The organism is Clostridium rhizosphaerae (genome assembly GCF_016765585.1).
GTDB classification, from domain to species: Bacteria; Bacillota; Clostridia; order Clostridiales; family Clostridiaceae; genus Clostridium_AT; species Clostridium_AT rhizosphaerae.
Genome location: NZ_JAESWC010000002.1, coordinates 559428 through 572783, shown reverse-complemented (window position 1 = coordinate 572783; position 13356 = coordinate 559428). Strand labels below are relative to the sequence as shown.

At 34.2% G+C, this 13356-nt stretch carries 10 protein-coding genes; 9 read left to right on the top strand and 1 reads right to left on the bottom strand.

Features of this window, described 5'->3' with window-relative positions; translation table 11 throughout:
• The first annotated feature begins 71 nt into the window (after positions 1-71).
• From JK636_RS23820 to uraA, 4 genes are read left to right on the top strand one after another with little or no spacing between them, the layout of a single operon-like run.
• A complete protein-coding gene (locus JK636_RS23820; protein ID WP_202747907.1) occupies positions 72-914 on the top strand; it encodes an FAD binding domain-containing protein in 843 nt (280 codons plus the stop codon).
• Between the two features lie 3 nt (positions 915-917).
• Complete coding sequence (locus tag JK636_RS05980) at positions 918-1391, top strand: (2Fe-2S)-binding protein (RefSeq protein WP_202747906.1); 474 nt, start codon at positions 918-920, stop codon at positions 1389-1391.
• The gene (locus tag JK636_RS05975; protein WP_202747905.1) at positions 1391-3730 is read left to right on the top strand and encodes a xanthine dehydrogenase family protein molybdopterin-binding subunit; all 2340 of its coding nucleotides are present in this window, start codon (positions 1391-1393) and stop codon (positions 3728-3730) included. The genes JK636_RS05980 and JK636_RS05975 overlap by 1 nt, the downstream gene beginning before the upstream one ends.
• Before the next feature lie 27 nt (positions 3731-3757).
• Positions 3758-5032, top strand: a complete 1275-nt coding sequence (gene uraA / locus JK636_RS05970) for a uracil permease (RefSeq protein WP_202747904.1) — start codon at positions 3758-3760, stop codon at positions 5030-5032.
• Positions 5033-5076: 44 nt separating this feature from the next.
• Here the strand turns inward: uraA and JK636_RS05965 are convergent, their stop codons facing one another.
• Positions 5077-6312, bottom strand: a complete 1236-nt coding sequence (locus tag JK636_RS05965) for an MFS transporter (RefSeq protein WP_420839263.1) — start codon at positions 6310-6312, stop codon at positions 5077-5079.
• A gap of 134 nt (positions 6313-6446) precedes the next feature.
• Between JK636_RS05965 and JK636_RS05960 the strand changes: the two genes are divergently transcribed.
• The 5 genes from JK636_RS05960 (at position 6447) to JK636_RS05940 (ending at position 13314) form a co-directional block, all read left to right on the top strand.
• A complete protein-coding gene (locus JK636_RS05960) occupies positions 6447-7343 on the top strand; it encodes a DMT family transporter (protein WP_202747903.1) in 897 nt (298 codons plus the stop codon).
• 79 nt (positions 7344-7422) lie between these two features.
• Positions 7423-8145 carry an SIMPL domain-containing protein gene (locus tag JK636_RS05955; RefSeq protein WP_202747902.1) on the top strand — a complete coding sequence of 241 codons (723 nt, stop codon included), beginning with the start codon at positions 7423-7425 and terminating at the stop codon, positions 8143-8145.
• A 136-nt stretch (positions 8146-8281) separates the two neighbouring features.
• Positions 8282-10450: a DNA helicase RecQ gene (gene recQ / locus JK636_RS05950; RefSeq protein ID WP_202747901.1), complete on the top strand. Its 2169-nt coding sequence runs from the start codon at positions 8282-8284 to the stop codon at positions 10448-10450.
• A 91-nt stretch (positions 10451-10541) separates the two neighbouring features.
• Positions 10542-12299, top strand: a complete 1758-nt coding sequence (locus JK636_RS05945; RefSeq protein WP_202747900.1) for a helicase-related protein — start codon at positions 10542-10544, stop codon at positions 12297-12299.
• A gap of 148 nt (positions 12300-12447) precedes the next feature.
• Positions 12448-13314, top strand: coding sequence for a tRNA 2-thiocytidine biosynthesis TtcA family protein (locus JK636_RS05940; protein ID WP_202747899.1), 867 nt, complete (start codon positions 12448-12450; stop codon positions 13312-13314).
• Positions 13315-13356: the final 42 nt, after the last annotated feature.

The following is a 13356-nucleotide window of genomic DNA, read 5'->3' as shown; positions in this document are numbered from 1 at the left end:
CTGAAAATACAGTATTATATGGATTTAGTATTTTTAGTGGGCTATTTTTATATAGAATAGGGGGTAGTAAAGTGCTTGAGCAAGAATATTTTAGGCCTGAATCCATAGCAGAGGCTTGTGAGCTTCTAGACAGATACGGTAAAGAAGCTAAGGTTTTAGCTGGAGGAACAGATTTAATAATTAATCTTAAAGATAATATGATTAGCTGCAAATATTTGATTGATATAAAGAAAATAGCAAAGATGAGAGAATTGAAATTTACACAGGACATAGGCTTATCAATTGGGGGAGCTGTAACCTTAAATGAGATAATAGAAGCAAAGGATGTTAGAGAAAACTATCCTATTCTAGTAGAAGCAGGTAAAACTCTGGCTAATTATTTGCTGAGAAATCGCGCCACAATGCTGGGGAATATTTGCAATGCTTCACCTGCTGGTGATATGCTTGCACCTTCTTTAGTGCTTGAAGGTATTGTGGAGGCAGTTTCAAAACAGGGCTTAAGGCGGATACCTTTAAAAGAGTTCTTCTTGGGTGTTAAGAAAACTGTACTTAAGGAAAATGAAATAGCTGTAAGAATAATATTCCCATACTTAAAGGGAAAGGGACATTATTTTAGAAAATCCAGGATTAAAGGGCATGACCTGGCACAGATAGGAGCAGCAGGTTTTATTAAGGAAGATGGAAGCTTAAAGCTTGCCTTAGGAGCGGTGGCGCCAATACCAGTGCTTCTCGATAACTTTGAAGCGGCAACTAAATATAGTATTAAAAATGTTAAGATTCAAGAAGAAATAATAGAAAAGGTTGTGTCTGTTATTAATCCTATTGGTGACCAGAGAGCATCGAGAGATTATAGAATTGCGATGGCAAGATATCTAACTAAGCAATTGTTAGAAAGCTTAGCGAAAGAGGTGTAGAAAATGAATAAAGAAAAATTGCATCTTTTTGTTAATGGAGAAGAGATTTTTACAGAGGTTGCACCAAACAAGACTTTACTTTGGCTTTTAAGAGAGGAGCTTGGTTTAGCTGGCACAAAGGAAGGCTGTGGTGCCGGAGAATGTGGGGCTTGCACTGTTATTTTAAATGGTAAGCCTGTAAACTCTTGTTTGGTAATGGCTTTAGAGGCGAAGGATGGAGAAATCTTAACTATTGAGGGAGAAGCAAAAAATGGAGAACTCTCAGAGCTTCAGAAGGCATTTATTAAGCAAAATGCACTTCAGTGCGGATTTTGTACGCCAGGTATGATTATGTCAGCTAGAGCGCTTTTAAATAGAAATCCATCACCTACTAGAGAAGATATAAAAGAAGCTATGCAGGGAAATTTGTGTCGCTGCACAGGTTATGAAACTATTATTGAAGCAATTGAGTATGTAGTTAAGGGTGAGGTGGAATAATGAATAATAAGTATGTAGGTAAAGGCATACCAAGAGTCGATGGAGTAGAAAAGGTTACAGGAGAGGCAGAATATGTTCAAGATATGAAGCTTCCAGGTATGCTTTATGCCAAATTAAAAACCAGTACCTATGCTCATGCTAAGATAAAAAATATAGATATTTCAAAAGCTAAGGCACTGCCTGGAGTTAAAGCAGTACTTACAGGTAAGGAGGCTTATTATAAACTTGGAATTTATATGGTGGATAAACCTATACTTGCAGTAGACAAGGTAAGGTATTATGGTGAAGCGGTTGCAGCAGTTGCAGCAGTCGATATTGATACAGCAGAAAAAGCTGTAAGTTTAATAGAAATTGAATACGAGCCTTTGCCTGTTGTTCAAGACATTGAAGAAGCTTTTAGGGAGAAAAGTGTTTTGGTTCATGAACACATTGAAAGTTATAAGTGGATTGAAAATGTATTCTTTCCTGAGCCGGGCACAAACATTGCAAATCATTTTAAATTAAGAAAAGGGAATTTAGAAGAAGGCTTTTCAAAAGCAGACTTGGTTTTAGAAAATAAGTTTTATCAGCCTCAAGTTCTTCATGTACCTCTGGAAACGCATGCAGTCATTGCAAAATGGGGTTCAGAGGACAGAATAAAAATTTGGTCCAGTGCTCAATCTCCTTTTGCAGTTAGAGATTTATTTGGAGTAGCACTTGGAATACCAAAAAATAAAATAGAAGTTACTGTACCCTATGTAGGTGGAGGCTTTGGAGGAAAGGCAGGCATCCACTTTGAACCCTTAGTTGCTCTTCTGTCCAAATACTCAAATGGAAGACCTGTAAAGTTTGTAGCTACTCGAGAAGAAGAAGTATGTACTTTTCCATGCAGGCAAGGCCTTTTAGCTAAAGTAAGAACTGGAGTAACAAAGGAAGGTAAAATTGTTGCCGAAGAAATTCAGTACCTCTGGGATGCAGGAGCCTATGCTGATTACGGAGTAAACATAGGAAGAGCTTCAGGATATTCGGGTGTTGGACCTTATGATATAGAAAATGTAAAGCTGGATTCCTATACTGTATATACAAACCATGTATTTGGTACTGCCTATAGAGGATTTGGGCATGCTGAATTTTTCTGGGCAATTGAAAGACAAAGAGAACTTATTGCTAAAGCTCTAGGTATGGATCCTTTAGAGTTTAGGATGAAGAATTTACTAAAGCCAGGATCTAGAACAATAACAGGAGAACTTGTTAATGAAAACACTGGAAGGGTAGATAAATGTCTTGAACTAGTAGCAGAAAAAATTGGTTATAACATAACAAAGACGGATGAAGAAAAAGATAGAGAAAAGAAAACAGGAAAGTACAGAGGAAAGGGAATTGCTGTACTTCATAAGGCACCTGCTATGCCAAGCTCCTCTGCAACTTCTGCCATAATACAAATGAACGAGGATGGAACCTTAAGATTTAATGTAAGCGGTATTGATTACGGGCAGGGAACTTATACAGCACTGGCTCAGATGGTTGCTGAAAAGCTTCATCTTCCAATTGAAAAGGTAAAAGCTGTTTATGAGAGCAATACAAATTCGGGCCCTTACGACTGGCAGACTGTTGCAAGCCGTATGCTCATATTAGCAGGCAACGCAGTACTGGATGCATGTGATGATCTTATAAATCAAATTATGGAGGTAGCCTCTGTAGTTCTCCGTGCCGTAAAACATGAGCTTGCTTTAGAAGATGGATATGTATATGTTAAGCAGCATCCAGAAGAAAGAGTAGCCTTTGATAAGCTGGCTATTGGATATGTTTACAGCAATGGAAACTCCATAGGAGGACCTCTAATAGGAAGAGGAAAGAGCATTGCTCAAGGACTTTCAAATCTTGATAAGGAGACTGGACAGGGAAGGCCTGGACTTGATTGGACTTATGGTGCTCATGGTGTAGAAATTGAAGTTGATACTAGTACTGGAGACATAGAAATATTAAAAATTGTTTCTTCCTTTGATGTAGGTCATGTAATAAATCAAACTCTTATTAAAGGTCAAGCGATTGGAGGAATTATTCAAGGACTTGGTACAGCGCTTTCAGAAACTCTTCTCTATAATTCGGACGGAAAGCTTTTAACTAGAAATTTTGTAGATTATAAGATTTTAACCATGCAGGATTTACCTGAGAAGATGGAAGTGTATTTTGTTGAAACACCTCAATTAGATGGTCCTTATGGTGCGAGAGGCTGCGCTGAGCACCCAATGATTTCTATCACTTCAGCAATTGGTAATGCAGTGTCTAATGCAATAGGAACTGAGCTTTATGAGGTTCCATTAACTGCAGACAGAGTTTACAAAGCCATCCATAAATAATAATTAAATTATAGGAGTGTGAATTTAATGAGAAGAATAGTTGGTATTCATGAAAAATTACCTATTATAGAAACTATTCCGCTAAGCCTTCAACATCTTACCGCAATGTTTGGTGCTACTATATTAGTACCTTTTTTACTCGGGGTTAATCCTGCTATCGCGCTGCTTATGAATGGTATAGGAACAATAGTATATACCTTAGTTACCAAAGGCGGAATACCTGCATACCTAGGTTCAAGCTTTGCGTTTATCGCGCCTACAACACTTATTATTTCTAAATATGGAGGCTTCTCACACGCTCAATCAGGATTTATCTTTTTTGGCTTATTCTTTGTTATTGTATCGTTTATAATAAAATACGCGGGTATAAAGTGGATAGATATAGTTATGCCTCCAGCTGTAATGGGAGCAGTGGTTGCGGTTATAGGCCTTGAACTTGCACCAGTAGCAGCCAGTCAGGCAGGCTTGGTTGGAGATCCAAACTCTAAGGTTATCGCAGTGGCTTTATTTACATTAGCTATAGGAGTATTTGGTTCTGTACTCTTTAGAAAGTTCCTTCAGATAATTCCAATACTCATAGCGGTAATTGCAGGGTGTATTTTTGCTTCTTTTATGGGACAGTTTGATGTAAAACCTATAATTGCAGCTCCTTGGTTTGAGCTTCCTAAGTTCACAGCTCCTGTTTTGGATTTTAACGCTATAGCCATTATTGCTCCAGCTTGTTTAGTAGTTCTTGCAGAGCATATAGGACATTTAATAGTAACAGGAAATATTACTGAAACAGATTTAATAAAGGACCCAGGTTTACACCGTTCCTTATTAGGTGATGGTATTAGTAATATTTTATCAGGCTTTGCAGGTTCACCTCCAAATACTACCTATGGTGAAAATATAGGTGTAATGGCTATTACTCGTGTTTATTCTGTTTGGGTAATACGAGGTGCTGCTGTATTTGCAATTATATTCTCTTGTATAGGAAAAGTTGCTGCTGCTATAAAATGCATACCAACTCCAGTAATGGGTGGTATAACTATACTTCTTTATGGTGTTATTGCAGCTTCAGGTATAAGAATGCTGGTTGAACAAAAAGTTGACTTCAGCAAGAACTATAATATGGTTTTAGCTGCAGTAACCTTCGTTATAGGCGTAAGTGGAGCAAAAATAACTATAAATACAGTAGAATTAAAGGGAATGGCTCTTGCTGCAGTAGTTGGAATAATTCTATCAATAATATTCTATATTTTAAGCAAACTCAAGATTATGAATGAGGAATATACTATTAAGACTGAAGAAAATAATTAGAATAATAGAAGCTGTCTCGCTTTGATGAGACAGCTTCTGTTATTTTAAGCTTCTATTTTAATTTTCATAGATAGAAATAAATTTAAGATTGCTATAAAGGCAGCTGCAAGAAATACGTATTTGTATCCAAAACTAGCCCATAATATTCCTCCAAAGAATGGAATGGTCATTGCTATAACATGATCAAAACTTGTTCCTGCCGATAAAGTTGGAGTTACATCTTCAGGATGGACAGCTATCTTTTTAACATAGGTTGAACGTGCCATTTCAACTACGCTCATTGAGTTATCTATAATATAGCAGGCAGCAATTATAATAACAGCTATACTAGCTGGTGCAATGTCGGCAGCAAAGGAGTATCCAAGGCAAATAATAATTAATATTATTGCTTCAAGTGAAAGAACAAAACGTTCTCCTTTTATATCAATTGCATTTCCTATAACTGTTCTGGTTAAAATGCTTAGCGCTGATACTATAAAGCCTAATATTGCAAAAGTAGGAGGGCTAAGATGATATACTTGAATGAGTACCCAAGGTGCGAAGGTTAAGAAAATTTGTTTTCTAGCACCATTTACTATGCTTAAAATATAGTAGAGTTTATATTCTTTTCTAAATATAAATTTAATTTTTTTCTTTTTAGGCTTAGAAGTTTTCATAAGGCCAAGAAATACTGCAGCGAATACATAAAAAAATGCAGCTATTAAAAATGCTATTTTATAAGTAAGTCCAAGATAATTAAATCCTAGCCACACAATTGTATAGCCTATAATTGAAGCTATTAAATTATAGGCACTAAACTTTCCAAGTCTGGAGCCGAAGTTTTCTTTTTTAGATAAAGACATTCCTATGCCTGCGGATAAAGGCATAAAAATATGAGTGCCTAAACTTAAGAGCATCATCCAAACCAGCATGCTTGCAAAGGTAGGCGAAAACATGCCCAATCCTAGCATTCCTAATGCTGCAAACAGCATTCCCAGTACTGAACTTTTTATATCACCAAGAAAAGAAAGAAGAGCTAAAACAACAACTATAAGAGCTCCGGGGAGTTCTCGAGGAAATTCTACTATTCCTCTTGCAGAAGCAGAGAGCTTATAGGTGTCGCTTAAAAAGTTATTAAAAATTGTAGAATTTATTCCACTTGCTATTCCTGTAAAAAGTCCTACAATTAAAAATAACGTAAAGTCTCTGTCAGTATGAAGGCCTTTCATCAAATTTGCTAGTATGCCTTTAAAGCCATGCTTATCTAGCATTTTGCTATTGATTTCTGTGTTTGAATTCATAAAATATTAATCCCCCTTAAATCGTATACATTATAAGTATATATCAGAAAAAAATTCTAAGCAATTTATAGTTTTTTATAATAAATAATGATAAAATAAGCATGGCATAAAATTCTAAAGCTGGGGGGATAAATATGTTTCACTCACATATAGGTGAGTTAGCAGCGTTTGCTACAGCAATATGCTGGACAGCAACTCCTATTGCCTTTGAAGCTGCAGGAAAAAGAGTTGGATCTTTAACTGTTAATTTTATAAGGCTTATAATTGCATTTGTATTAATTGTTTTTTTTACTTTAGCTACAAGAGGAATGTTTCTGCCTTTAGATGCTACGGCTGTTAATTGGACATGGCTTACTATTTCAGGCATGATAGGTTTTGTTATAGGTGATTTGTTTTTATTTGAAGCTTATGTACAAATTGGAGCTAGAATTTCTCTGCTTATTATGGCTGCTGTACCGCCAATAACAGCTCTTGCTGGATTCCTAATATTGGGTGAAACCTTAACATTTATGGATTTACTAGGTATGTTTATTACAGTAGCGGGTATTGCTATGGTTATACTTGTAAAGGGTAAAAATGAAAAAAAGGTACAATTGTCACATCCAGTAAAGGGAATTATCTTTGCTTTTATAGGGGCACTAGGGCAATCCTTTGGAACTATTTTCAGTAAGCTTGGAATGGGAGATTACAATGCTTTTGCCGCAACCCAGATAAGGATAATTGCAGCAATAGCTGGTTTTTCTATAGTAGTTACAGCAAGAAAGCACTGGAAAAAAATATTTGAGTCTCTTAAGGATTATGCAGCATTAAGGAACATAGCCATAGGCTCAGTTTTTGGACCTTTTATAGGAGTCTCACTTTCACTTTTATCTGTCCAATATACAACAACTGGTGTTTCTTCCACTATTACTTCTATATCAAGAATATTAATAATTCCAATTTCAATATTTGTTTTCAAAGAAAAGATATCCTTGAAGGAAATACTAGGAGCATTAATTACTATAGGCGGTGTAGCTCTATTATTTGTATAGTTTAAATAAAAATATATCTCACTTTGTTATGTGTTTTCATATAATAAAGTGAGATTTTTATTTAAAGGAGAAAGTTGTAGTGTATTATAGTAATTATCCTTATGAATATCCTTTTTTTAATGGTAACTTAGATAACTTTAATTGTCAGGATAACAGAGAAGTTAAATTAGATAATAAGGCATCGAATCTAAGGCTTGAGGGTGTTGGAAGCATAATGGTGAAACCTGATATAGCTGCATCATTTTTAGGAATTATGACCCAAAACAAAAATTTAGCTGATGCACAAAGCCAAAATTCAGAAATATCTAATAAGGTTTTAAATGCTTTATTAAACTTAGGAATTGAAGATAAAGATATAAAAACAGAGAATTTTTCAATCAGCCCGGAATATGACTATGTGGATGGAAAACAAATTTTTAGAGGTTATAAGGTTACAAACAATCTTAGGATAACAATAAGAGATATTTCTAAGGTTGGAACTGTTATAGATACTGCCGTAAATAATGGAGTAAATGTAGTTTACAATGTTAATTTCACATTATCAAATAGAGAAGATATTTATAATAAAGCTCTGTCTTTAGCGATTAAAAATGCTGTAGATAAGGCTTTAAGCGTTGAAAAAACCTTAAATATAGCTGTAGATACAACGCCATCAGAAATTTTAGAAGAAAGCAGTGGTGTAATAACTCCTAAAACAGGTCTATACACTTTAGAAGTACCAGCTTCAGCTACCAATATCAAAAGTGGAGAAATTGAAATAGCGGCAAAAGTTACAGCCATATTTAATTATACTGAAATTTGAAATAAGCTCAGAGCAATCTGAGCTTATTAATTTTGTTCATTGAAATACTTTTGTAAACATGTCAATAATTATACTGATTATAATAATAAAATTGTGCTATAATTAGTTGCGAAACTTTGCAATAGAGGTGAATCTAATGAAGGAAGCTTTATCGACACTACAAAAGTATTATGGTTATAAGGAATTTAGAAATTCCCAAAGGGAAGTTATAGACAGTATATTAAATGGAAAAGATACTTTAGCGGTAATGCCAACAGGAGGAGGAAAATCTATATGCTATCAAATACCAGCCTTGCTTTTTCAAGGTATTACAATAGTTATTTCTCCTTTAATATCTTTAATGAAGGATCAAGTAGATAGTATTGTGGAATTGGGTATTAATGCAGCATATATAAATAGTTCTCTTTCAAATTTAGAAGTTAGAAATATTATTGAAGATTTAAAGGCTGGTTCTATTAAAATATTGTATGTAGCCCCAGAAAGACTTGAAGCCAACGGTTTTTGCGAGCTTATAAAAGACTTAGATATTGCACAGCTTGCAGTAGATGAGGCTCACTGCGTATCACAGTGGGGACATGATTTTAGAACAAGTTATAGATATATATCAAGATTTATCAAAATGCTGGATAAAAGACCTGTGGTAAGTGCCTTTACGGCTACTGCTACAGAAGAAGTAAGAGAGGATATAGTTAGATTAATCGAGCTAAAAGAGTCTAATATATTTATTTCTGGTTTTGATAGGTCAAATTTAAAAATTAGTGTATTAAAGCTTGGAAGCAGATTTAATTATATTTTAGACTACGTCAAGGAAAATAAGGATCAGTCTGGGATAATATATGCTGCAACTAGAAAAGAAGTTGATTCTATTTATGAAAAGCTTTCTGAACATGGATTATCAGTTTCAAGATATCATGCAGGGTTATCTGATGATGAAAGAAGGAAAAACCAAGAAGACTTTGTTTATGATCGGATAAGTATTATGGTTGCTACCAATGCTTTTGGCATGGGAATTGACAAGTCAAATGTAAGATATGTTATTCATTACAATATGCCTAAAAATATTGAAGCCTACTATCAGGAGATTGGAAGAGCTGGCAGAGACGGAGAACCCAGTGAATGTATCCTCCTTTTTTCTGCTCAGGATACAATAACTCAGAAATATCTAATTGAAACAAGTGTGCAGTCTCCAGAAAGAAAAGTAAATGAATATAGAAAGCTTCAATTTATGGTGGATTTTGTACATTATAATGGATGTTTAAGAAAATATATACTTAATTACTTTGGTGAAGAAGTACAAGAAGAGTGCGGAAACTGCAGCAGCTGTCTAAGTGAAGGAGAGCTCGTAGATAAATCTGTAGACGCTCAAAAAGTTTTATCTTGTATATATAGAATGAAAAGAGACTTTGGAGTTAATACAATAGTAGATGTACTAAGAGGCTCCGCCCAAAAGAAAATAATTCAAAATAGATTCAATGAACTGTCAACGTACGGCATTATGAAGGAATATTCAAAGGAACAGCTTTCTAATTTTATAAATACCTTAATATCTCATGGATATATATCTTTAAAAGAAGGAGAGTATCCTACTGTGGTGCTAAATACTCAGTCTATGAAGATATTAAAAAATCAGGAAAAGGTAATTTTTAAGGAAGTTGTCAAAGTTAAAAAGATTGAGACTGATAACTTATTATTTGAAGCTTTAAGAGAACTTAGAAGAGAAATTGCCAGAGAAGAAGGTATTCCACCATATCTTGTATTTGCTGATACCGCTTTAAAAGAGATGAGCACAAGACTTCCTTTAAAACAGGAAGAAATTATGGATATTTCAGGAGTTGGTCAGGTAAAGTATGAAAAGTATGGCTTAAGATTTCTTGAAGCTATTAATAAGTATGTAGAGGAAAACAATATTGAAGTAAAATGGAGCTATGAAAAAACACCCAATAGCAAAATAGATAATTTAAATAACAGAAACAAAAACAGTTTAGAAACTGAAAATAAAAAGCAGAAGACGCATGAGGTAACATTAGATATGCTTAAAAATAGAATGAGTATTATGGAAATCCTAAAAGAAAGAGGTCTTACTATTTCAACAGTCTTAAGTCACATACAAAAGTGTATAGAAGAGAATAGAGAGCTTCCAAATATTGATTTTACAGGAATATTTACAGAGGAAGAAGAAAAAGAAATTATGAAGGCTATAGACGAGGTTGGAATGGAAAAACTTACGCCTATTAAAAAGCTGGTTTCAGAAGCTATTAGCTTTGATACAATTAAAGCTGTAATTTTGAAAAAATACGTAATGTAGATACATTTAAAAGTAAATAAATACTAATTCTGTGGAAATAATAATATAACAAAGCATTTTATTAATTTAACACCTTTTTAGGGGGTATATCATGAAAAGAGGAGCAGTTGAAAGAAATTTCAGGAAACTAAAAAATCAGCTTTCTCAGATAGAAGAAATAGTACGGCATACTAAGACTAAGGCTTTATGGGAACATGAAGCTGCCTTAAGAAAAAAGCTTAAGGAGCTAAGGGAATATGAGTCTGCTGAACTAAAGGATTTTAAGAATATCTATAATTCTTACTTAAATTTACTTGAGTATGTATCAGTGAGGTTAATAGATGACTATAATAAAAAAAATAATACTGATTTTTATTTTGATGAAGTTGTTAGAGATCATTTCGAGAGCTATGTGAAGTCAGGGATAATGAGTGTGCTTATAACCCATCATATACCAGATTTAGCTTCAAAGGAATTTGATAAGGTATTTCCCGCAAATCCAAAGGATGAATATAGAGAAGCCAGAAGGTTTAACAGAAAGTTTTATCTTCATCTTGGAGAAACAAATACGGGAAAAACATATAATGCTGTTCAAAGGCTTAAAAGTGCTTCTAATGGAGTATATTTGTCTCCTCTTAGAATACTTGCCCTGGAAAACTATGAAAGACTCAATAGAGAAGGCACTAAGTGTAATTTAATTACTGGTGAAGAAGAAATTATTATAGAGGAGGCAATGCATACAGCCTGCACTATTGAAAAACTGGATATTAATCAGGAATACGAAGTAGGTATTATTGATGAAATACAAATGATTGATGACGACCAAAGGGGAGCTTCCTGGACTAGAGCTCTTTTGGGACTTAAGTGCAAGGAAATACATGTTTGCGGAGCGATAAACACAAAGGAACTTCTTATTAAAATACTTGAAGACTGCGGAGAGGAATATGAAATAAAAGAATATAAGAGAGAAATACCTCTTGAAGTAGTCTATAAATCATTTACCAGCAAAGATATACAGCTGGGTGATGCATTAGTCGTATTTTCAAAAAAGAAGGTGTTGGAACTAGCATATTTTTATTCGGACTTAGGAATTAAGGCAAGTTTAATATATGGTGATTTGCCTCCAGAGGTCAGAAGGAAACAGTATGAGCAGTTTATAAATAATGAAAATACTATACTTATAACTACAGATGCGATAGGTATGGGGGTTAATCTTCCCATTAAAAGGATAGTATTTATGGACATAAAGAAATTTGATGGCACGGAAGTTAGATATTTAAAATCTCAAGAAGTAAAGCAGATAGCTGGGAGAGCAGGCAGAAAAGGAATTTATGATGTAGGTTATGTTGCAGGTGCAGGACATACACAGGATTTCTTAGAGGAAAACTTAAAAAGTGAGGACTATCCTATAGAAGAAGCTGTGCTTGGTCCAAGTGAAGAGATATTAAAAATAAGAGGACTTCCATTAAAAGAAAAACTGGCACTTTGGATTACCAGAGAAGAAAAGATACCCTATTACAGGAAAATGGATATTAGTGAGTATCTTATTGTACTAGACAGTATTAAAAGCTATAAGCTTGATGAGGCTGTGCAGTGGAAATTATTAAAGATACCTTTTGATGTATCAAACGGCGATATGATGGATGCCTTTTTAAGTTATATTGACGAACTTTTTGTTGCAAAACGAAAAGTCATATCAAAACCGGAATTTTTGAAAAAAGAATTGTATGATTTAGAAATTTATTATCAAAAAATTAATCTGTATTACTCTTTTTCAAGGGCCTTTAAGCTTGAGCTTGATGAGAAGTGGGTTTATGAAGCCAGAGAAAAAATAAGCAATCAGATTAATGATATTTTATTAAATATTTAATTTCAATTACTTGGCAAATTAATAAAGGGATGTTGCAAATAACAGGCGGCAGGTTTGAGCTTATTTGCAGCATCTCTTTTGTTATTAGCTTCCAAAGACAAAATTCATAAAACATGTTATAATTCTACTGAAAAGGAGAGGTGTATATATGAGTTCAATTGCAGGAGAAGGATGCGAGGTATTAGTTCCTTTTAACGAAAGGAAGCCTCTTGATGTTGTAGAAAGAAGTTTGACTACAACCTATAGAAAACATATATGGGCTAAGTTTATCAAAGCAATAAATGATTATAAGCTTTTAGAGGATGGAGACAAGGTTGCTGTTGCGATTTCCGGCGGTAAAGACAGTTTATTAATGGCTAAGCTGTTTCAGCTTTTACACAGGCACAGCAAGGTAAAATTTGATTTGGAGTTTATTGTTGCAGACCCTGGATATCATCCTAATATAAAGGAGCTTCTTATTGATAACTGTAAATATCTAGATATACCAATTAAAATTTTTGATTCCGGTATATTTGAAGTTGTAGATAAAATAGCAAAGGATTATCCATGCTATATGTGCGCTAAAATGAGACGCGGTGCTTTATATTCTAAAGCTAAAGAATTGGGTTGTAATAAACTTGCACTTGGTCATCATTACAATGATGTTATTGAAACAACACTTTTAAATGTGCTTTATACAGGAAACTTTAGCACAATGCTTCCTAAGCTTAAGGCTGATAATTTTGAGAATATGGAGCTTATAAGACCGCTTTTTTATGTAGAGGAAACCTATATAGAACGTTTTACGCAAAACAGCGGAATATGGCCGCTAAACTGTGCGTGCATGGTAGCTGCTAAAAAAATTGGCAACAAACGTTATGAAATAAAGGCGCTTATAAAAGAGTTGAAGAAGAATTTTAATGATGTAGACAAATCCATATTTAAGGCTGCTGAAAATGTTAATTTGGATGCTATTATTGGATTTAAAAAGGATGGACAAAAACATTCATATTTAGATTTTTATGATAAAGAGTAGTTTAGACTGCTCTTTTTGTATTTTATACCCCTGTAGTTGCAA

Excerpts from the sequence above, each read along its gene's own strand:
- JK636_RS05975 (WP_202747905.1), top strand. The coding sequence starts at position 1,391 with ATGAATAATAAGTATGTAGGTAAAGGCATACCAAGAGTCGATGGAGTA.
- JK636_RS05945 (WP_202747900.1), top strand. The coding sequence starts at position 10,542 with ATGAAAAGAGGAGCAGTTGAAAGAAATTTCAGGAAACTAAAAAATCAG.
- recQ (WP_202747901.1), top strand. The coding sequence starts at position 8,282 with ATGAAGGAAGCTTTATCGACACTACAAAAGTATTATGGTTATAAGGAA.
- JK636_RS05965 (WP_420839263.1), bottom strand. The coding sequence starts at position 6,312 with ATGAATTCAAACACAGAAATCAATAGCAAAATGCTAGATAAGCATGGC.
- JK636_RS05940 (WP_202747899.1), top strand. The coding sequence starts at position 12,448 with ATGAGTTCAATTGCAGGAGAAGGATGCGAGGTATTAGTTCCTTTTAAC.
- JK636_RS05960 (WP_202747903.1), top strand. The coding sequence starts at position 6,447 with ATGTTTCACTCACATATAGGTGAGTTAGCAGCGTTTGCTACAGCAATA.
- JK636_RS05980 (WP_202747906.1), top strand. The coding sequence starts at position 918 with ATGAATAAAGAAAAATTGCATCTTTTTGTTAATGGAGAAGAGATTTTT.
- uraA (WP_202747904.1), top strand. The coding sequence starts at position 3,758 with ATGAGAAGAATAGTTGGTATTCATGAAAAATTACCTATTATAGAAACT.